Genomic DNA, 21,629 nt, shown 5'->3' with positions numbered 1-21,629 from the left:
TGGAGTACCTTTTTCCAAGCTAAATATGAACGACACGGTGGACCTTATCACTCGGATGATCGCAGCCCGGAAGCCGAATCAGATTATTACGGCGAACCCAATTATGGTGATGTCGGCGGTCGAAAATCCAGCCTATCTGGATATGATGCGACAGGCGGACCTGATTGTTCCGGATGGAGCCGGTATCGTTTGGGCGGCACAGCATGTCGGAAACCCCGTTGCAGAACGGGTGACAGGCTTCGACCTATTGCAGCGTCTGATGCAGCTAGGGGAGTCGGAGCAGTGGAAGATTTATCTGGTAGGTGCCTCGCCAGATATTATCGAGGCGGCGGCCGACAACCTGCAGAGGCAGTATCCGAGGCTGAACATCGTGGGTTACCGGGACGGCTATTTTGCCGCGGAGGATGATGGTCGGGTTATTGCCGAAATACGAGAACATGAGCCGGATATCTTACTGCTCGGTCGGTCAGCAGACAAGCAGGAACCGTGGATCGCGAAGTATAAAAATGAACTTCAGGTGCCTGTCATAATGGGTGTGGGCGGCAGCTTCGACGTTCTATCCGGCAAGCTCAAGCGAGCCCCCAAGCTGTTCCAAAAACTGCGGCTTGAATGGTTTTACCGGCTGCTGCAGGAGCCGTGGCGCTACAAAAGAATGCTAGTGTTACCGAAATTCGCGCTGAAAGTGATTAGGGAAAAGGATACTGTGCAGAAACCTTGAAAATAACTATGAAAATACCCGAATATGCCTGGAGTCTAAATCAATGAAGGTAGTATTACGGGCTCAAACCAAGTATAATCGTAATAGTTTGGGGCTTTTTATAGAAAAAAGGGGTTGTGTGAATTAAATGAATGTATTGTACGGAGTTGGCTTTGTTGCCGCTTGTTTGATCGCCCTCCTTATGACACCTGTGGTAAAACGCTTCGCATTTCGGGTAGGGGCTGTCGACGCGCCCAATCACCGGAAGGTACATAGTCGCATAATGCCGAGATTAGGCGGACTGGCTATTTTTACTGCGTTCGTCGGCGCGTATCTCGTTATTTCACCGGCCATAGGCTCGATCAACACAGACGTGGCGTTGGGCCTGTTGACAGGTGGCACCATTATCGTCATTGTCGGCGCATTGGATGACCGCTTCGATCTCTCGCCAAAGGTGAAGCTGTTGGGTCAGCTGATCGCCGCCAGCATTGTAGTGTACTCAGGTGCCGTAATAGATTTAGTGAACGTGCCTTTTGGCGATACGACTATCTCACTTACCTGGTTAGCGATCCCTCTCACGATTTTCTGGATCGTGGGCGTGACCAACGCAATCAACTTCATTGATGGGCTGGATGGATTGTCGGCCGGGGTCTCAGGCATCGCGACCACAACAATCCTTGTTCTGGCAGTAATGATGGGTAACGTGACTGTTGTGTTATTAAGTGTGATCTTGCTAGGAAGTATTGTTGGCTTCCTATTTTATAATTTTCACCCGGCCAAGATCTTCATGGGGGATTCGGGGTCCTTGTTTTTGGGGTTCAGCTTGGCGACTCTGTCCATTCTGGGTTTCAAGCAGGCCACCGTGCTGTCTCTCTTGGTGCCGATAATGATATTAGGCGTCCCGTTGTCCGATACATTTTTCGCAATTCTTCGCCGTTGGGTGAACAATCTGCCGATTTCCAAGCCTGACAAAAGTCATCTGCACCACTGCCTGCTGCAGCTCGGATTTAGTCATCGCGTAACTGTACTGATCATCTACGGTGTCGCCTCTGTTTTCGGGCTTTCAGCGGTTCTACTTTCTTATATGTCGGAGCGGCAGGTGATCTGGGGAATGGTTGTGATGATTGCGGTATTGCTAGCGATCTTAGTGCTCGGCGCTGAAGCGATCGGCATCATCAGTCAAACGAAAAAGCCCGTTCTCCGGTTTCTGCAAAAAGTACGCGAGCTGCGCAGCACCGACACTCGTATGCCTAAATGAATACGCACTTCAACCCCAAACCACATTGGTTTGGGGTTTTCCGTTTTATAATGCCTGGTGAAAATTATGACTAGATCAGAAAATACTCATTTTCTGTATCACGGTATTTTGATCCGACAAAAGTCCCCCTCAGGATGGGCTTTTATGGTGATACTACATGGAAAATAATCTATAATGACGAAATCTGGAAGGTAGTTGTTTACTCATTTTCGTGAGTCAGGGACACGTGATTTAATGAGGCTGCCGCGTGGAACGCCCGCTCTCCTTCTGACTGCTTGGTTAGAAAATACAAAAGTTTTTTTTCGAAGGCGCAACTTTTCCAGAAACGCTGCGTTTAATACATTGAACATCACAGCGGGACCTAGTAATAAGATGAAGTGCCGAGTTGCTTCTGGATATTTTTCACAAAATAAGCACTTTACCTTACTAGTTTCACAGTGTATAATGTGTTAGGGCATGCCAATGCCTAGTCTTTCCATGGTTATTGTTTACTAGTTTCTGCAATATTATACATTGCAGGCCTTAATAAATAAAAATTATTTTGCTCTAACTCTGGGAAGGGGGTGAATCGGCTAATGAGTGAATCGAGCGATAATTTAACTAAACAACACTCTCAAAACCCGAAAGATATTCAAGGAGGAGACAAAAAGGTTATGAAAAAAAGTTTATCTACAATCCTGTCCCTTGCTATGGCTTTCTCGATGTTTTCTTCCGTAGCAATGGCAGCAGATGCGCCTAAGACTTCCGCTGATTTCACGGACTTGAAAGACCTTGATGCAGCAACAAAAGAGAAATTCGACGCAATGATTTCCGCTGGAATCTTTGACGGCGTGGACGAGGGCAAATTCGGTCTTAAAGACGAAATGAACCGTGCTCAATTCGCTAAAGTAGCATCTTTGATCTTCGGATTGAAAGTTGACACTACTTTAAAAACTTCCAGCTTCAAAGACGTAAAGGCTGACGATCCAGCTAACGGATACGCTCTTCCTTACATCGAAGCGGTTAGAGCAGCAGGCATCACTGATGGTTATGCTGAGGGCGAATATAACCCAGCTGGTAAAGTAACGAAAGAGCAATTGGCGACTTTCTTGATCCGCGGATTGGGTAAAGATGCTGATGCTAAAGCAACTGCAGGCGTGGCTGACGCAACTGTTTCCGATTGGGCAAAAGGCTATGTAGCACTGGCTATTAATCTGAAATTGTTGGCTAACGGCGCTGACGGTAAGTTCAGCGGTACTTCCAACGCTACTCGTGACTTGTTGGTGTTGTCATCCTACGAAGCGAAGCAACAACACAAGCTAGATTTCAACGGTCAGTATGCAATTGCTTCCTTGAAAGCAACTGATGCAGACAAGTTGACTCTTGAACTGAACGGTGCTTTGACTGAAGAAGCTGCGAAAGCTTTGACAATCGAAGTTAAGAAAGATGGAGCTGTAGTTTCCAACTACACTACAACTTGGGATGAGAAGAAAACTGTCGCTACTTTGAAGTTTGATTCCAAATTCCAAAACAACAAGTATGATGTTACAATCGGCGGCGTTAGCAACCTTGATTCAACAGCTAAAACTGCTTCCGTAACAACAACTGTTGAGAAAATCACTAAAATCGACTTCTTGACAGCGAGCGAAACAATTCCTTTGGCTTGGGATGAAGACGAGAACCCGCAAATGCTTCATAAAGTTCGCGTTGACTTCAAAGCTACGAACCAATACGGTGCGCAAAGCAGCCTGACTTCCAGCGCTTTCGACATCAAAGTGAGTGGTGATTCCACTACTAGCCCAATCGCGGGTCAGCAAGCATTCTACTTGTTGCAAGACGATGTAGACACTAACGACCGCATCAATATCTCCATCCTGCATGAAGAAAGCGGCGCTCAAGTCACTCGTACTTTCGTAGTGGGTATGGAGTCCCAAGTAGCGAAAATCGAACTTGCCGATCTCTTGGATTCGTCCGGTAACAAGCTTGACGCTATCGATGGCGAAGGCGGGTATGGCTACCTCGACTTTAAAGCTTACGACCAATACGGTTTCCGCGTTGACGATGTAGATGTGCTGAACGACAGCGTAAGTGTATACACTAACGATGGCGACTTAGACACAGGTACTGACACTAACGACGATCCGTTTGTGGATAGCGTAATTGGCGATGACGCTGCTGAGTTGAGACTCTGGTCCAGCACTGCTGAGCAAAAAGAAGTAACAGTTACTGTGAGTGCAGGTGGATCTGGCCAAAGCGTGAGTAAGGCGATCAAAATCAGTGCTACTAAAGAACCTGCCACAGTTGAATTCGGCAACTACAGCTACACATTGGCTGAAGGCGACAACATCGACCGCTTGCAAGAAGACGAGTTCACCAACATGTTGTATGTACCAATCATCGTGAAAGATGCTAAAGGTGAGCAGTTGACTCAGGACGAAATCGTTGACGCATTTGACGATCAGAAATTCGATTTCGACACTTCAAGCGGTATTGACTTGGTAGAAGGCGAAGAAATCAAACGCACTGGTAAATATAAAGGCTATGTAGCGATTGCTAATGTTGATAACACAGGTTCTCAAGAGATCACAGTGACCTTGGAAGATGTGAACAACGCAAGTGCTACTTGGAGAACATCTGTTGCGTCTGTTCGCACAGTTGAAACTGCGAAATTCTCAACTACTCCTAAGAAGTACATGACAAGAGGCGCTACAAACGACTTCAAAGTGAAGTTCTATGACCAATATGGCCAGCCGGTCAAGTATGAGAACGATGAGGACTACCAATACAGAGCAGAGTTGACATTCAGATACACTGGTTCCGGCGCAGCTCCTGGCGGACTCACTTTGGTGAACAGAGCTACTGGCAGTGTCTTGAACGCAACTTATGCTCCACAAGTAATGAGCTTGGAAGACCTGTACGACAAGAAGTTTGAATTTGTCACAGAGAACATCGATTTGGCTAACGCTCCATATGAATTGAAAGTGGAACTGTTCAGACAAGAGGCAGGGGAGTCCGAGTGGAATTCCATCAACTCCTTGACTACTACTATGGAAGTTCTTGATATTCGCGATAACAGCAACAGCTTCACTTATGAAGCTTACCTGGATAAAACTGTTGACAACAACACTATTCTGGCAGCTGGCGAGTACTTCGATGCTCCAGGATCATCCGTACAGCAAGCCACTTACCTGCTGGTTGACAACAAGTTGACTAAGCTTGGCAAAGAGGTAAAAGTCAGAGTTAAGCACAACGGTGAGGAAGTTAAAACCGCTGCTCAGGTCAGCAACGTAAGCTCCACTAACCAAAACGTTGCGTACGCACTGGATGTTGATAACAGCGCGAAGAACAAGTTCATCGTTGCAGGTATCGATGCAGGTACAACTAACCTTCAAGTCGTGTACACTAACTTGAAAAACGAAAGAAACACAGCTGGCATTCCTGTGACCACTAAGAACGAAGCTCCTTCCGTGAAGAGCATCGATCTGAAGCGCTCCGAGAATACTTTCAGCAGAGCTACCATTGCTAATGGCGTAACTCTCGATGATCTCGCTGAAAAAGTTACGATCAAGGACCAATACGGTAATGAAATCGTATCTGAAAAAGGCACTAATGATCAGTTCGTTGAAAGCCATGATCAAGCGCTGAACTTGACGTACTACATCTCCGATATCGAGGGTGGCACGCAAGAGAACTTTGATCAGGCAGCATTGAATGATGGTGTTATCAAGCTTGTTAATGGAGGCAGTGTAACATCCTTCACTGTTAACATCTTGGCGCCAAGCGGCGTTGCTGGCAGCTTCAGTGTAAACCTGCAGTAATTGCATTTATTTAAAGAGAAGGCCCTTCGGGGTCTTCTTTTTCTATGTTCCGGAGGTGTGGCGAAAAGACGTTTCAGCATTGGTCTGTAGAACGTTACCAGTCCATTCGGCACTGCCCTAATTGAGAACGACCTGTAGAGTTATCATTTGTTTTGGGATCGCCCGAAATTTCCGCAATCATCATCCAATTGTTGCCTTTATCACGGGACAACTATACAATAAACTTAAGACTCGACTGCGCTGATTACATACCCTTACAGCAGATAGGAATTCCCTGGAGGTGCCTGATGAAAAAACGAACATTTAAAGTGGTACTCTGCACAGTGATGCTGTGGACATCGACTGTCGTGATTGCCGTCGCAGATGGGGTGAACTCCGACTCGCAGGCGGGATCCATTGAAGATCCGGTGATTACGAAAAGCTACTTTGAGCAAAATATCCAATCGAGAATAGCTGAAGAACTGCACAAGCAAAGCGTCACAGAAGATAAAGTAAAACAAATGATAACTAAGCAACTAGCTGGCAGCGGAGCGCAGACCTCCACGGACAGTGCGTCTACTTCCTGGCCATCCACTGAGGGTTCTAATCTCACCGTTGTGACCTTAGAACCAGGACAAGTTCTCATGGGTGCGGCGGGAAGCGAGATTATTGTGCGCACGGGAAAGGTCACTGTCACCAGCTCTGATGACAATGGCATACCGGATATTACGTCAGGTAAGGACATTTCTGCGGGCGCGCCGGTAGAGCTGAACCATCTGCTGGTGGTCCCACGGGATGGTCGCGGAGTCAAGGCTGATGCCAGGTCCAAGCAGGAGATTTTTGTCATGGTTCGCGGAGCTTACGAGGTAACCAACCCCGACGGCTCTAAGGCTACACCATAATTTTACCCCGAATGACAAGCGTTTATACGTTTGCTCGCTCCGTACGCGGACATACTATGGTTACAGTCACGGAGGGAGGTCTATTCATGGCAAAACAGAAAAAAGTGGTACCGGAAAGCCATCAGGCCTTGGATGCATTGAAGTATGAGATAGCCGCAGAGCTTGGGTTGCCGGTGGGCAAATCTATCGCTGACGCGAACGTGGAGTTTGCCGCGGAATTGGGTGAAATTCCAGCCGCCACCACTCCTGCGGATTACTGGGGGTACATCGCGACCCGAGACACTGGCGCCGTGGGGGGCCATATGGTACGGCGGTTGATCAGCCGTGCGGAGGAAATGCTGTTAAAATTGTGAGCTGAGCCTGGTTATTCGACGAACTCATGCGATATTATTGACAGTACTGTTCAAATCCAGTAACATAACTAAAAGAAGGTCCGTAGAAGCCTTTTCCTACCGGAAAAGGTTAATTTTTTTGCATACACGCTGCATTTTTTTGAACTCACCAATAGGAGGTCGGTAATATGTCGACACCGCGCGTTCGACGCTTATTCACATCTGAATCAGTGACCGAAGGACATCCTGATAAAATTTGCGATCAGATATCCGATTCTGTTTTAGATGCTTTTCTAGCAAACGATCCTAACGCTCGCGTGGCTTGCGAGGTTTCAGTTGCGACAGGTTTGGTTCTCGTCATTGGGGAGATCACCAGCCGGTCGGAATACGTAGATATCCAATCCATCGCCCGTCAAACAATCAAGGACATTGGCTACACTCGCGCAAAATATGGTTTCGACTATAAGACGTGTGCTGTGCTCGTATCGCTGAACGAACAATCACCGGACATCGCGCAGGGCGTGAATAAAGCTCTTGAGGCGCGCGAAGGGCAGATGACCGATGAGGAAATAGAGGCTATCGGCGCAGGCGACCAAGGCATGATGTTTGGATACGCGGTCAACGAGACACCAGAGCTAATGCCTTTGCCGGTGTCTATGGCCCATCAATTGTCTCGCCGCTTGGCGGAAGTTCGCAAGAATGGCACGCTGCCGTATCTGCGCCCTGACGGCAAAACCCAGGTGACAGTCGAGTATGAAGGTGATACGCCGGTGCGCGTTGATACAATCGTCGTTTCAACTCAGCACGGTGAGGACGTCACGTTGGAGCAGATCCAAGCTGACATTAAGGAGCATGTTATTAAACCAATCGTGCCGGAAAAATTCCTGGACGGGGACACCAAATACTTCATCAACCCGACAGGTCGTTTTGTCATCGGTGGCCCACAAGGGGATGCCGGCTTAACCGGGCGGAAAATCATCGTTGACACGTACGGCGGTTATGCGCGCCACGGCGGAGGCGCATTCTCCGGTAAGGATCCAACAAAGGTTGACAGATCCGGCGCATATGCAGCGCGTTACGTTGCTAAAAACATCGTAGCCGCGGGCCTGGCGGACCGTTGCGAAGTCCAACTGGCATACGCTATTGGTGTCGCTCAACCAGTGTCTATCACCGTGGACACTTTCGGCACAGCCAAGGTGAGTGAGGACAAGCTGGTCCAAGTTGTGCGTAAGCACTTTGACCTACGTCCAGCGGGTATCATTAAGCAACTCGATCTACGCAGACCAATTTATAAGCAAACCGCTGCGTACGGTCATTTTGGCCGTACAGATGTCGATCTTCCTTGGGAGCGCACAGATAAAGCAGACCTGCTCAAGCGGGATGCCCTAGCCTAAATCCATAATACTGACTCATGTGAAACAAACTCAGTCTTCTTTTGCAAGGCTGGGTTTGTTTTTTTTGTCGTTTTTATGACTCTAGTAATTTTCCCCGCTTTCAACGTAACTTTTGTGATAGATTAAGAGTCTATTATAAAGGAGATGGAATAGAAGGGAGAACGCAACGTGAGTAAACAGAAAGCATGGGTTAGAATGTCATCTTTAGTGTTGTCAGCGGCGATCTTTTTCACACCGATTGTGTCGATGCCAACCGTGCATGCTGCTGCAGAGCCTACGGTAGCTATGGTAGGACAAGAAATTTTGACATCAGGAGCAGTACTTAAAAAATATGTCTGGAAATCTATCAGGAATAACAAAGAGATTACGACCAATGCCAATGTGATTGAGGTGGATTTAACTAATCCGTATGTGAAGTTGGATGTGATGACGGGCACGAACAACCAATTCACCAAGAAGCAGACCGTCCTGGGCATGGCAACGGAAACTAAGGCGGTCGCCGGGGTTAACGGGGATTTTTACAACACACAGGCTGAAGGGGTGCCGGTGGGACCACAGATCAGCAACGGGAAGTTGATGGCTACGCCACCATACCTTCCAGGATTTTATAGCTTCGCTTTAACAAAGGACAATGTGCCTGTGGTGGACTTGTTTACATTTAACGGTACGGTCACTGCGAACGATGGAGCGAGCTTCCAACTCGGTGGGATTAATAAAACGTATTATTGGTTTGAACCAGGTGGTGAGCATAGTCATGTCGACGCGATGTTCATGTATACGGACGCATGGGGACAGGCTGACCGCTCCAATGACGGTGTCACCGTGCCCACAGAAGTACTCGTGCAAAATGGCGTGATAAAGCAGATTGCGGACAATCAAGTGATCAACATGGTGGCTCCAGAGGATGGATACATATTGCGTGCGTCAGGTAAAGCGGCTGACTTTGTGAGGCAACATATGAAGGTAGGCGATCCGCTGACGGTGAATTATCAAGTACTGCCGCAGGACCCAAACAAGTCCTATGATGTGGACAACTTCAAAATGATGATCGGCGGACATACCATTGTGGTTGATCAGGGGCAGCCGGCACAGTTTTCGCGACAAGTCAACGATCTATGCTGTACCCGTTCTAGAACCGCGATTGGTTATTCACAGGACCAAAAAACTGCTTACATCATAACGGCGGATAATGCGGGTGACAGCAAGGGATTAACTATGACGGAACTGCAGCAATTTATGATCAAGGTCGGGGTGTGGAAAGGTCTTAACCTCGATGGCGGTGGTTCCACACAGATGGTTGCACGGCCATTGGGTGAATTTAATCCCGTACTGGTCAATAAAACAGAGACAGGTATTCAACGGCGGGTAGTCAATGGGGTGGGAGTATATTCAACTGCACCGCAAGGGCAGCCCAAGGAACTACTGATCCAGGCGCCCAGCGTGCTCTTTTTGAATGAACAGGCACCGCTAAGCTTCAGAGGATACGATGAATTCTATAATCCCATTGTATCGGAGAGTGCAGCAGTCGGCGCGAGATGGGCGGTTGACAGCCAGTCGGGCTCTTTTCAAAACAATGTCTTTACGCCAACCAGAGCGGGCATGGTAAAAGTCACCGCTTCCTCAGGCGCCGGAACTCAGACCACTGAGCTTGAAGTCGCCGGACGAAATCAACTGAGCGGGTTGAAGATCGACGCCCCTAATATCGCTTTATCCGAGGGAGAGAGCTACAAGCTGCCTGTGATCGCCACAACCAAATCCGGAAAAACAAGGGAGATTCCGCCCACACTCATACAATGGGAAATCATCGGTATGAAAGCAGAAGTAAAGGATGGAATGTTGCACGTACAAAGCTTGGCGGGAACCAACCACGCCCAATTGATTGCTCGCTACGACGGCTACAGCACTATGCTTACGATCCCCGTAGGCTGGGACAAGGTTTGGTATGATTTAGATAACTTCGCTGTCATGACCAAATCCAGGGCACTGCCTGCTGAAGTTTCCGCCTCAGTGTATACCAAGGATGATGAGGCTAAAAATAAATGCTTAGAATTAAATTATGATTTCACACAGGGTACCGGCACTAAATGGGCGTATGCCGACTTGGACCCAAATATTCAAATCGAAGGGCAACCACAGCTCATGAAGCTGAGGGTGAATGGTGACGAGAGCTTAAACGCGCTGAAAGCTGAAATAAAGGATAACAGCGGCAACACTTCCTATGTCGAAATTGAGCCCCGTATTAACTGGAAGGGTTGGAAAATGGTCACTGCCGACCTAACAGGGTATAATTTGAAATATCCGATCGTCGTGAAGAGCATATATGTAGTCAACGATGAAATCGGCCAGGATGAGCGCGCAGCTAAGGGTACAATCGGAATCGATGATATTACTTTCTCCTACAAGGGACAAGTGACGACCCCCTCGTTCACTGCGGTCGACCTGACTGTCGATCAGACTGCAGTGTCCGTGAATGGTAAAAAGATGACTTTGGAGCAGGCACCTGTTATTGTTGAGGGGAATACACTGATACCTATTCGCTTTGTGACAGACGCTTTGGGCGGAGAGGTGCGATGGGACGACAACGAACGCAAAGTTACTGTCATCCGCGGGGATAAAATAGTAGACCTATGGGTTGGGCAAAAGGATTTGATCGTGAACGGACAGCGAATTACTGCAGAGGTACCTCCACAAATCATGAAGGACCTAACGATGGTTCCTTTACGCATAATTTCAGAGAATTTAGGCTGGAAAGTCACTTGGGAGGAAAAAACAAGGCGAATTACACTCCAATAATTAGTTCCTTATATCCTCCTACAGACGACAGGAATTGTGATAATATAGTGCATAGGAGCCAGTTCGAATTAGGGACAAAGTTCGAGCTGGCTTCACTGTATGGAATCGCTTATGAAGGAGCCGGACCTAAATGCAAGTGGATGCTTTAGACCACGTGATCAAAAATGCAATTGATGTCATGGTGAGCAGTAAGTACCAAATATTTGAGATCTGCGAGAGTGTGCGAACGGAGAGAGCCTCGCTGATCACTGAATTAGAGTCGGTCATAAATGACGCTAAAACGACGATAGAGAAGGTTGACCATTACGAATTGGAATATCGCAGGGCTCGTGTTCGGCTAACGGAAGTGAGTCGGGATTTCAAGCGATTTACGGAGCACGATATTCAGGTGGCGTATGAATTCGCGACACAGATGCAAACGCAGCTGGCGATGTGTCGGGAAAAAGAAATTTATCTGAAAGCGCGCCGGGATGATCTGCAGAAACGTATAAAAAATGTGGATAAACAGCTGGAACGGGCGGAATCTGTCGTTTCACAGGTGAACGTAGTACTGGAGTATTTGTCCGGAGATCTGAATCAGGTCACACGGCTGCTGGAATCCGCGAAAAATCGACAACTGTTGGGCTTAAAGATCATTCTCGCACAAGAGGAAGAGCGCAAGCGGATTGCTCGGGAAATACACGATGGATTGGCGCAAACTATGGCTAATGTCGTGCTGAGAACGGAAATCGCAGAGCGTATGCTCTCTAAACAAGCATATAATTCTGTCAAGGATGAGCTGGTAGACCTAAAGGGTCAGGTACGTGGAGGGATTGAGGAGGTTCGAAAGATTATTTTCAATCTTCGTCCGATGGCTCTGGATGATTTGGGGCTTATTCCTGCATTAAGGAAATTTGTGCAGGATTACGAGGAAAAAACGCGAATTAGCACTAAGTTTGAAGTCATAGGCAAAGAAGGTCGTCTGCCGTCGGGAATGGAAGTGGCGATTTACCGTCTGGTGCAGGAGGCGTTTTCTAACGTGTTGAAGCATGCACAGGCTTCTCATGTTACACTGGAAGTAACTTTCCAACAACAAATGGTGAAAATAGTCATATCCGATAATGGGGTCGGCTTCGTTGTTGATAATATAGATAAAAAAATCGAAAAAGGCAGCCACTATGGGCTGATGGGCATGCGTGAAAGAGTAGAGCTGCTCGAAGGACGAATGGAATTTCAGTCAACGTTGGGTGCAGGGACAAAGGTTTCGCTGCTGATCCCAATCAAGCTAAAGTCAAAGGAGGAATAATACATGGAGATGGTAAATACTACAAAACGAAACATTAGACTCGTTCTTGCGGACGATCATCAGTTGTTTCGCGAAGGGGTTAAACGTATTTTGAATATGGAGAACGATTTGGAGGTCGTAGGCGAATGCGGCGACGGCATTCAAGTCATCGAGCTGTGCAACAAGTTGAATCCCGATATCGTTTTGATGGACATCAACATGCCGGTGGAGAATGGCGTCGTTGCTACCGAGAAGTTAAAGGAAATTTTTCCTGATATCAAGGTTATTATCCTATCTATTCATGATGACGAGAGTTATGTTTTTGAAACACTGCGCAAAGGCGCCTCCGGATATTTGTTGAAGGATATGGAAGCTGAGTCACTGATTAACGCAATCCGGTCGGTGGTGGCCGGTCACGCATACATACATCCGAAGGTAACAGGTAAGCTGATAAATCAGTTGCGCCGGATGACTTATTTGGATGAAGTGGGCACAGCTGGCGGCAGCGCGGTATCCAAAGAAGCCGGCGTGAAATACATACATACCGATAACAGTCCTTTGACCAGAAGAGAGGCGGAAGTCCTCCGGTTGATGGCGGAAGGCAAGAGTAACAAAATGATTGGTGAATTTCTGTTCATTAGCGAGAAAACTGTCAAAAACCACGTCAGCAGCATTTTGCAAAAAATGGAGGTTGATGACCGTACTCAGGCGGTTATTGTTGCGATCAAGAATGGCTGGGTCACGCTGTAAGTCAATGGCTCAGCTCTGCTAAGCATCGGGATCGAACAACCATTTTCCAAGCGGCTAAGGAACCAACCGACCCACAGAGGCATATAATGGGGGCAAGGGAGGGAGCCGCGATGATTATAGGCTTGTTATGGATCTTCGGCAGCTACGCTGCAAGTATTGCCCTGGTGCACTGGTTTTATCGACGGCGGCGTGAAGAGGATCAACATATAACGTATTTTTTGCTTGTTACGTATAATAGTCAAATGCAGGTCGAATGGTACATTCGGGCGTTACACTTTTTCTCGCGGCTCAAAGGCAAAGAGATTCGTGTGACTTTAGCCGACGAAGGATCCGCCGATGACACAATGGCCATCATTGAACGATTTTGTCGAAAAGATGATTTGCAGTTCCGTGTTTTCGACGCTCGGGGTTCAATTGATGACTGGATACGTGAGCACGAGGATAAACGTGTCATTGTGGTCCGGGTAGCTTCGCAGGACGGTTTGGCGACAGCTTACAGGGCATTTTAGCCTTGGCCCTAAGAAACTATTCTCAAGAAAATAATTTTGCAGGTGGAAGATGAAAGTAACTTTGTATGCGCTGGTGAGCGGGCACCAAACTATTTGGCAGCTTTCTTTGGATATACGAGCGGACATGATGCATTGGTTCGGTTGGCATAGGGATTCAGTGAGAATCTTGATGCTGGAGCCGGCCATTTCTTTTGGACAAGCGGTTGCGATGCGAGACAAATTAAATGCACGCAAATGGCACGCTAACGCGGCGCAGCAGCCTGAGCTGTTTTTGCGATATGTGGTACGGACCGCTGCCGAACTCAACGTTCCTCTGGAGAAGACCGACTGCGAAAGACCACGTTTGGTCATATGCGATTTTCAGCAGTGGCAGGCGTATCGCGTGAGTGCCGCACAAAGTTGGAACCGATTCAACGAGCTAACGCTAATGCAGCTGATCACCATTTTGGACGGCCGGAGCTTATTGTGGGACGAACTGCTACAGTTGATTGAACATCACGGATTTAGTGAGGCTGCTGTCGAACCCGCGCTCTATTTACAAACTGCATACCTGCGAGGTGCGCTGCGGTTGGATTTAGGTGTCACGTCGGAGATGGTGCGTAAGCCCCCTTTTTTTCGCGCTCTGACGGACTATCGTTGTCGACGCTGTGGTGGTGGAGGCGAACATATCGCCTTGACGCAATGCAGCGTGTGCAGAACCTTATGTCCTTATTGCGAGCAATGTCTCACGATGGGGCGTGCGAGATTTTGCTCAATCGTGGTCAGCACAGCACAAGCCGCAGAACCATACTGGCAACGGGACACAAGTCCAGCCGCACACAGCTTAACATTGCCACACCGGCAGCAAGTCGTTGAAAGAGACCCAGAGCAAGAACCTCATTACGGTCAACCACACCCACATCATGATGCTTATCAAGATCCACACCATGATCAACATTGCGTTCAAAGAGAGCGAAAGCGTGATCCACATCCACACCCACATCAAGATCCACATCAAGTCGCACACTTCGATCAAGGAGATCGACAGCAAGATCCACATCTAGACCCACGGCATGAGGTTCGACCAGATGCACAACGAGTCATACTAGAAGGGAAACACAGCGGTGCAAACCGAGGCATACAACCACACACGCCTCGCGACGCACAGTGTTCGACAAGCAGCTATACAGAACTAGCGCCGCTCACATCAGCGCCACCGCTGAACACATACATCGAACCTTGGGGTTTGAGTGAAATACAATCAGAGGCGTCTGAGCAAGCTTTACTCTTTTTGCAGGATTTACAATTAAAAACAGCAGCAGATGGCAGACCTGCGGAAGCACCGCGGCAATTCCTGATTTGGGCCGTCACAGGAGCGGGCAAAACAGAAATGATTTTTCCGTTGATTCAATACACGGTGGAACATGGGGGCAGAGTAGTGGTGGCCACTCCGAGACGGGATGTCGTATTGGAGCTGAAACCCCGTTTGGAAAAAGCGTTCGCCGGCATGCCGGTCGTGACTCTCTACGGCGGAAGTCCTCAGCGCTGGGACGTCGGCAGCATCACCATCGCAACAACACATCAGCTCATGAGGTTCGAGCACGCCTTTGATCTGGTCATCATAGATGAATTAGATGCGTTTCCGTATCATAATAATCCGATGCTCCATTACGCAGCCGAAAAGGTTCGCGCACCGGGTGGCGCAACCATATTGCTGTCCGCCACACCTCCCAAGAACCTTCAGAAGATGGTTAATCGCCGTATGATCCCTCATGTAAAAGTAGCAGCCCGCTACCACCGACATCCGCTGCCTGTGCCTATCCTCACGACAACACTTCCACTGCAAAAGCAGATCACGCAAGCATCCCTATCCGCTGGTTTGAAAGAAGCACTTTCAAGTTCGCTGCAAAGAGGCGCACAGATTTTTGTCTTCGTTCCGAAGATTCATATGGTCGAGCCGATGATGAACTTGCTACGGCACTGTTTTCCACACGCAAATATCGATGGTACCTCCTCCAAAGATCAGGATCGCGCGCAAAAAGTCACCGATTTTCGTACGACCAACATCCGAATGCTTGTTACAACGACCATCTTGGAGCGCGGCGTGACCATTCCGAAGTCGGATGTTTTTATTTTGGATGCCGATGCCCCAATCTTTGATTCAGCGGCTCTAGTTCAAATGGCTGGACGAGCAGGCAGATCGGCTGCGGACCCGTCTGGCCGTGTGATTTTTGCAGCAAAGGATAGAACTAAGGCACAGGTGGAGGCGATTAAACAAATTCGAGGAATGAACTCTCTAGCCCGGAAAAAAGGCTACTTGGTGCCAGTCGACGGGGATGACACAGTTTCTAGGTAAAAAAAGGGGGTGTCAACAGTGAAAACAATGAAGAAACGTTCCGGCATCGGCGAGTGGATCAAGCAGTGGGTGGACAAAGCGGAGCGCCTGCTAGCGCCTACTTGGAATACATGCTCCGCCTGTGGGGTGTCTTACTCAACAGAGCATGCGCTCCCTGTGTGCAAAAGATGCAGCGAAGTCATTCCCTGGATACTCAATGTACGATGTGACCAGTGTGGGCGGTCAGAGGTATGTTTGGATTGTACCCGGCGCAAGCAGCGGTTTTTTGTACGAAATCGCAGTGTTGTCAGGTACAGCCCGGATATGAAAGAGTGGTTGGGACTATATAAGTACCGCGGCAACGAAAACATGCAGCGCCTGATGGGGACAATGCTGCTGCACGCCTACAATTTGCACAATGAGAGCGCCGCCACCTCAGGTGACTTCAGCAGATGCGTTGAGCTTATCACCTACGTTCCATTGAGTGACACCCGATTAGCTGAACGAGGCTTTAACCAGGCGCAACAGCTGGCGCAAGAACTGGGACGGCATACGGGAATCCCGGTAATTTCTATGCTAGAGCGGGTGCGGCACACAGACAAACAAAGTTTCAAAACCAGGGCTGGCCGGCTGCAGGATATGCAGGGCGTATTTGCGGTCCTGCCGTCTGCTAAAGTGAAGTACAATGACCTTTTTTCTCACGGCTCGGTCAAGCTGTACATAGTAGATGATGTTTATACGACCGGAAGTACCTTGAACGAATGTTCCAAAGCGATCAAAAAGGAACTGCCCGCCGATGTCTTTGGCATCAGTTGGGCCAGATGAAAGCGGAACAACGTGGTGCTAACTGGAGCAGACGTGCCATCCGGTGCGAGCAAGTTTGCAGTCACCACCTATGAATGCCGCTAAACAAAACCAGTCGATAGCCGATATATTATATATATGTGAGGGGGAATTAACATGACTCTTAACGTGGACAATTGTCCCGGCTGTGGTAAATTGTATGTGAAAAATAGCCAGGGTGTGTGCATAGACTGTATCAAATCGATCGAGGAGCAGTATGACAAATGCTTGGAATATTTACGGGAACAACGCAACTGCACCATCACGGAACTCAGTGCCGCGACGGGCGTTTCCATAAAACAAATTACGAAGTTTATCCGTGAAGGCCGTATTTCGCCCAGAAACAATGCGAACTTGACATATTTTTGTGAGGTTTGCGGCTCGTCGATACGTGAGCATACGATGTGTGAGCCCTGCCGAACTAGGCTGACGAAGGAATCCCTTAAGCTGCAGGAGAAATTGCAGCAAGAGGCGGAGCATAACAGAATTGCCTTTAATATACGGGACCGCTTGAAGGAGCGGCACAAATAACTGGATTTATCCGATTCAGTCTAAACTTTGCCGTGGGCTTCACCGATAAAAGTAGTAACGCTTTCTCGGTGAGGTTTATTTTTTTATAAAGAATGGGGTGTTTGTGATGAAAATAAACGGAACGAATCCTATAGGAGCGACTAATCCATATAAAAAATCGCTTGACACCATGCCCAACTCGGCCGCTGGCAAGACCGGCAAAAAGAAGGACCAAGTTGAAATCTCGGAGGAAGCCAAGGAGCTGTTGAACTCGCACAACCTAACTGCAACCGAACAAAGAAGACAAAAGATCGACGAGTTGAGGTCAGCTGTAGCCTCTGGCACGTACAACGTGGATGCGAGAAGGATAGCGGAAAAACTGTTGCCTTTTATAAATTAGCTCAAACAAAATTTAAAACATTAGGTGGATGAGCATGGCGTTCCAAGCTTTAATTGACACGATGAAAGATTTAAACAGGATACACGATACTTTATTGGAATTGGCGGAGCAGAAGAAGCACGTGCTCATCCACAATGATGTGGAGAAATTGACACAGATCGTGACAAAGGAAAATAAGCTGCTGCGGCAGGTGGGTGACCTGGATCAACAGCGGGTGGAGGTAATCGGCCAATTCCTAATGGAAAAGGGCTACAAGCCGAACCCGAAGGTCACGGTCAGTGATTTGACTAAAATTATATTTAATGTCCAGGATAAGAGAACGCTTCTCGGTCTGCAGAAGCAGTTGCTCGGAACGATCCGTAAGCTCCGGGAATTGAATCAAATCAATCAGCAGCTGATAGCGCACTCATTGGCGTTTGTCGATTATTCTTTGGATTTGATCGTGGGCCCTCCGGAGGATGAAGTTGTGTATCAGCATCCACAAATGTCGACATATGGGTCGAAAAGAAACAGCTTGTTCGACGGAAGAGTGTAATGATCTAGGCAGGCGGAAGGAGATAGAAAAATAATGCGTTCCACTTTCGGGGGAATAGAAATTTCCAAGCGCAGCTTGTTCACTCAGCAGGCCGCTCTTCACACAACAGGGCATAACATTGCCAACGCCAACACCAAAGGCTATTCACGTCAGGTCGTCAACATGGTTGCTGCTCGTCCGATCGAGTATCCAGGTCTCATGCGCAGCGATGTTCCGGGACAAATGGGGCAGAGCGTGGAGTTCGACCATATTAAGCGGATTCGGGAGAAGTTTCTGGACAACCAATTTCAGAACGAGAACAAGAACCTAGGTGATTGGTCTATCCGCAAAGATACATTGGACAAGTTGGAGTCCATCATCAATGAGCCATCCGATACCGGCGTTCGGCAGACCATCGAAGGCTTTTGGAATGCATGGCAGGAGCTGAGCAAATCCCCCGAGAACACCACGGCACGTGTATTGGTAAAAGAGCGGGCGTTGGCTATGACGGATGCGTTTAACCAAACTGCTCGTCAATTGAAAGATTTGTCGAACGACTTGACGGAAAATATCGGCGTGAAGGTGACCGAAGCCAACCAGATTATTAATGAGGTGGCTAAGCTGAATGAAGCTATTTTTCGCGTGGAGGGTCTTGGGGATGACGCCAACGACCTACGGGATCAGCGCGATCTGCTAGTCGACGGATTGTCTAAAATTATTAACATCAACTACACGGAAGAAGCACGAGGTTATACCATTCGAATGGGCAACACCCAACTGGTAGCGGGAAATCAGCCGGCTGCCCCACTTACTACGGCAGGAATACAAGCTGCTGCGGCTGCAGGCGGCAATCTCAACAGCGGCGAAATTTACGGAATGATCCAATCCCGTGATTACTACGTGGCAAATTATCAATACCAATTGGACTCCATGCTGAGCACTTTGGTGCAGGGAGATATGAAGGTGACCCTGCCGGCAGGAATGGTAGTACCGCAAGGGGCGACGTTAAATGTAGTTCAGCCGGATGGAACATCGCTCCCCCAGCAGTTTGGCGGCCCAACGATCGGCGAACGCACCTTGGCCAACAGTACGGAAGTGATAGTGAAGGGCTTTAACGGTTTACATGAGCTGGGCTACACGGGCGCTGCCGGCTTGACCTCCGGGATTCCGTTTTTTAGCATGAAGCCAGGGGCAGCCGGTTTTACCGCAGAGAGTGTCACCGTGAACCCGGCAATTGTCAGCGATGTGACGAATGTTTCGACTTCCACGCGGACATATTTGGATACCGACGGAATTGAAAAGGTAGTCAAAGGTAATAATGAGATGGCTTTATTGATCGCGGGCTTACGCAACACTCGGGTTGGCTTTGATCCTAACGCTACTGGCAGACCTGCGCTTAAGGACGGTACGTTGGATGAATTTTTCCGATCCATCGTAGGCTCACTGGGCGTGCAAGCGCAGGAAGCCAACCGGCAAGCGACTAACCAACAAATGCTGGTCGATCAGGTAGATTCTCAACGGCAAGCCGTGAGCGGCGTGTCTTTGGACGAGGAAATGGCAAATATGATCAAGTTTCAGCATGCCTATAACGCGGCCGCGCGTGCGATGACAACATTCGATGAGATGTTGGATAAAGTGATCAACAGCATGGGCGTTGTCGGTAGATAGGATTTTAGTGCAGATATTCCTTGGTCTTTTTAAGGAGAGGTGACTATAATGTCGATGCGTGTGACGCAAGGCATGCTGAACAATCAGCTGCTGCGTAATATGAATTCCAATCTGACGAGAATGCAAAACGGTCAAAATCAGCTGTCCACTGGCAGAAGAATCAACGCTCCATCGGACGATCCGGTGGGGATGAGCTTCTCGCTCCGTTACCGCAGTGAACTGTCCGCGAACGAACAATTTGACAGCAATTTAGACAGCGCGATATCGTTGATGGACTATACAGATACGATGATGGGACAGGCCAATAGTGTTATTCAGCGTGCTCGTGAGCTTGCGGTGCAGGGGGCGAATGGGACAAATCCACAGGAAGCGCGTGAAACTATCAAAAGTGAAATAGATCAATTGTATTCCCAAATGGTGAGTATCGCTAACAGCCAGTTTAACGGCCGTTACATTTTCAACGGTCAAATCACCGACAAGAAACCTTATGACGAAGCCACGGCGCAATTCGACAAAGTGGATTCGGGTGACGTTGTTTTTGATATCGGGGTCGGTGTCCGAATGTCGGTGAATAAAACGGGTGACGATGTATTCGGCACGGCGGATGATCCTAATAGTCCGGGCACTAACGATAACATTTTTAGAGTATTAAAGGATCTGTCCGCGGCGCTGCTTCCTACGGGAACATCCACGGATGTGAGTAATATTCTTGGACGCTTAGATGCATGCAACGATCGATTCCTCGCGGCACGTGCCGACGTTGGGGCCAAAATGAACCGGCTGGAACTGGCTGAGTCCCGTCTGGCAGATCTAGGCACCAATCTACAAACCTTGCAGTCGAAAACAGAAGATGCGGATATCGCTGAAGTGATTACCAATTTAAAAATGGACGAGAACGTCTATCAAGCTTCCCTGTCCGTTGGAGCCAAACTTATTAGTGCCAGCCTAATTGACTTTCTAAGATAAGACAGGGGGAAACGACTTGCAAATTCCCCAAATACAAATTCGGCAACAGCATACTCAATTGAACATTGATGCGGATCTTGGGCAGTTCGATATGAGACAACCCGAAGCGACGGTTGATATTCAGACGACGCCTGCGCGATTGGAGATCCATACTCAACAGGGTCACCTGTCTATAGACAATACTGATTGGCGGGATGCGCTTGGCGACGGTCCACATCTGGAGGCTATGCATCGAATCTACTCAACATGTAAGCAAATCGCTTTGCAGGCCATCGCTAAAAAGGTCGAGGACGGTAATATCATGGCAGCTATTCACACCCGGCGGAACGCTATCGCGGAGCTTGCTGTCGAAAGCACTAACGATGTCGATAATTTTCAATTTATGTACATGGGCGACGCGTCATACGACAACATAGACATTCGTTACCAGCCAGCCACGGTGCACATTCAAGTGCAACAGGGCCAAGTCGACATGGACGTGCAAGTGAATCGACCTGAAATTCAATATTATCGAGGAAAACTGGACATCTATCTCTCAGATTATCCTTCCGTTGAAATCATCCCACCTCAGGTGAATTTGAAAATATAATACTATATAAGTTGAACTAAAGATTTTAGAAAACTATGGTAAGGAAATTCATACCTACTTGTCGAATAAGTAATGAACATGAACAGACAGGTAGGGAATGAAGATGGAAAACGCATCAAAATTAGAAGAAGTTAAGCAAGCGATGAAAAA

At 48.2% G+C, this 21,629-nt stretch carries 19 protein-coding genes; all 19 read left to right on the top strand.

Going from position 1 to position 21,629, the window contains the following annotated elements:
• Nucleotides 1-25: 25 nt before the first annotated feature.
• The 19 genes from CBW46_RS18565 to CBW46_RS18475 all read left to right on the top strand — a co-directional run bounded on the left by CBW46_RS18565 (nt 26) and on the right by CBW46_RS18475 (nt 21,479).
• Complete coding sequence (locus CBW46_RS18565) at nt 26-718, top strand: WecB/TagA/CpsF family glycosyltransferase (RefSeq protein ID WP_089201468.1); 693 nt, start codon at nt 26-28, stop codon at nt 716-718.
• A 127-nt stretch (nt 719-845) separates the two neighbouring features.
• On the top strand, nt 846-1,955 hold the full coding sequence (locus tag CBW46_RS18560; RefSeq protein WP_089201467.1) for an MraY family glycosyltransferase: 1,110 nt from the start codon (nt 846-848) through the stop codon (nt 1,953-1,955).
• A 575-nt stretch (nt 1,956-2,530) separates the two neighbouring features.
• Nucleotides 2,531-5,752: an S-layer homology domain-containing protein gene (locus CBW46_RS18555; protein WP_089201466.1), complete on the top strand. Its 3,222-nt coding sequence runs from the start codon at nt 2,531-2,533 to the stop codon at nt 5,750-5,752.
• Nucleotides 5,753-6,039: 287 nt separating this feature from the next.
• Nucleotides 6,040-6,633 carry a hypothetical protein gene (locus CBW46_RS18550; RefSeq protein ID WP_089201465.1) on the top strand — a complete coding sequence of 198 codons (594 nt, stop codon included), beginning with the start codon at nt 6,040-6,042 and terminating at the stop codon, nt 6,631-6,633.
• 86 nt (nt 6,634-6,719) lie between these two features.
• Entirely contained in the window at nt 6,720-6,986 is a 267-nt protein-coding gene (locus CBW46_RS18545; RefSeq protein ID WP_089201464.1) for an alpha/beta-type small acid-soluble spore protein, read from the top strand.
• Between the two features lie 167 nt (nt 6,987-7,153).
• Nucleotides 7,154-8,359 (top strand): methionine adenosyltransferase, encoded by a 1,206-nt coding sequence (metK, locus tag CBW46_RS18540; protein ID WP_089201463.1) that lies wholly within the window; start codon nt 7,154-7,156, stop codon nt 8,357-8,359.
• Between the two features lie 168 nt (nt 8,360-8,527).
• Complete coding sequence (locus CBW46_RS18535; protein WP_089201462.1) at nt 8,528-11,152, top strand: stalk domain-containing protein; 2,625 nt, start codon at nt 8,528-8,530, stop codon at nt 11,150-11,152.
• Between the two features lie 130 nt (nt 11,153-11,282).
• Complete coding sequence (locus CBW46_RS18530; protein ID WP_089201461.1) at nt 11,283-12,437, top strand: sensor histidine kinase; 1,155 nt, start codon at nt 11,283-11,285, stop codon at nt 12,435-12,437.
• Nucleotides 12,438-12,440: 3 nt separating this feature from the next.
• The gene (locus CBW46_RS18525) at nt 12,441-13,166 is read left to right on the top strand and encodes a response regulator (RefSeq protein ID WP_089201460.1); all 726 of its coding nucleotides are present in this window, start codon (nt 12,441-12,443) and stop codon (nt 13,164-13,166) included.
• Nucleotides 13,167-13,276: 110 nt separating this feature from the next.
• Nucleotides 13,277-13,675 (top strand): hypothetical protein, encoded by a 399-nt coding sequence (locus tag CBW46_RS18520; protein ID WP_089201459.1) that lies wholly within the window; start codon nt 13,277-13,279, stop codon nt 13,673-13,675.
• Nucleotides 13,676-14,526: 851 nt separating this feature from the next.
• Nucleotides 14,527-14,718: a hypothetical protein gene (locus CBW46_RS21965; protein WP_243633401.1), complete on the top strand. Its 192-nt coding sequence runs from the start codon at nt 14,527-14,529 to the stop codon at nt 14,716-14,718.
• Nucleotides 14,719-14,900: 182 nt separating this feature from the next.
• Nucleotides 14,901-16,010 carry a helicase-related protein gene (locus CBW46_RS21960; protein ID WP_341538199.1) on the top strand — a complete coding sequence of 370 codons (1,110 nt, stop codon included), beginning with the start codon at nt 14,901-14,903 and terminating at the stop codon, nt 16,008-16,010.
• A gap of 27 nt (nt 16,011-16,037) precedes the next feature.
• The gene (locus CBW46_RS18510) at nt 16,038-16,814 is read left to right on the top strand and encodes a ComF family protein (protein ID WP_089201524.1); all 777 of its coding nucleotides are present in this window, start codon (nt 16,038-16,040) and stop codon (nt 16,812-16,814) included.
• A gap of 135 nt (nt 16,815-16,949) precedes the next feature.
• Complete coding sequence (locus tag CBW46_RS18505; protein ID WP_089201458.1) at nt 16,950-17,363, top strand: flagellar protein; 414 nt, start codon at nt 16,950-16,952, stop codon at nt 17,361-17,363.
• Between the two features lie 106 nt (nt 17,364-17,469).
• The gene (flgM, locus tag CBW46_RS18500; protein ID WP_089201457.1) at nt 17,470-17,742 is read left to right on the top strand and encodes a flagellar biosynthesis anti-sigma factor FlgM; all 273 of its coding nucleotides are present in this window, start codon (nt 17,470-17,472) and stop codon (nt 17,740-17,742) included.
• 34 nt (nt 17,743-17,776) lie between these two features.
• Entirely contained in the window at nt 17,777-18,277 is a 501-nt protein-coding gene (locus tag CBW46_RS18495; RefSeq protein WP_089201456.1) for a flagellar protein FlgN, read from the top strand.
• Between the two features lie 33 nt (nt 18,278-18,310).
• Nucleotides 18,311-19,924, top strand: a complete 1,614-nt coding sequence (gene flgK, locus CBW46_RS18490; protein ID WP_089201455.1) for a flagellar hook-associated protein FlgK — start codon at nt 18,311-18,313, stop codon at nt 19,922-19,924.
• Between the two features lie 54 nt (nt 19,925-19,978).
• Entirely contained in the window at nt 19,979-20,890 is a 912-nt protein-coding gene (gene flgL, locus CBW46_RS18485; RefSeq protein WP_089201523.1) for a flagellar hook-associated protein FlgL, read from the top strand.
• A gap of 16 nt (nt 20,891-20,906) precedes the next feature.
• Nucleotides 20,907-21,479: a DUF6470 family protein gene (locus CBW46_RS18475; RefSeq protein WP_089201454.1), complete on the top strand. Its 573-nt coding sequence runs from the start codon at nt 20,907-20,909 to the stop codon at nt 21,477-21,479.
• Nucleotides 21,480-21,629: the final 150 nt, after the last annotated feature.

This window comes from Paenibacillus xerothermodurans (genome assembly GCF_002220865.2).
GTDB classification, from domain to species: domain Bacteria; phylum Bacillota; class Bacilli; order Paenibacillales; family NBRC-103111; genus Paenibacillus_S; species Paenibacillus_S xerothermodurans.
Note: the sequence above shows the minus strand (reverse complement) of the source record. Positions and strands in the feature narration are given on the sequence as shown.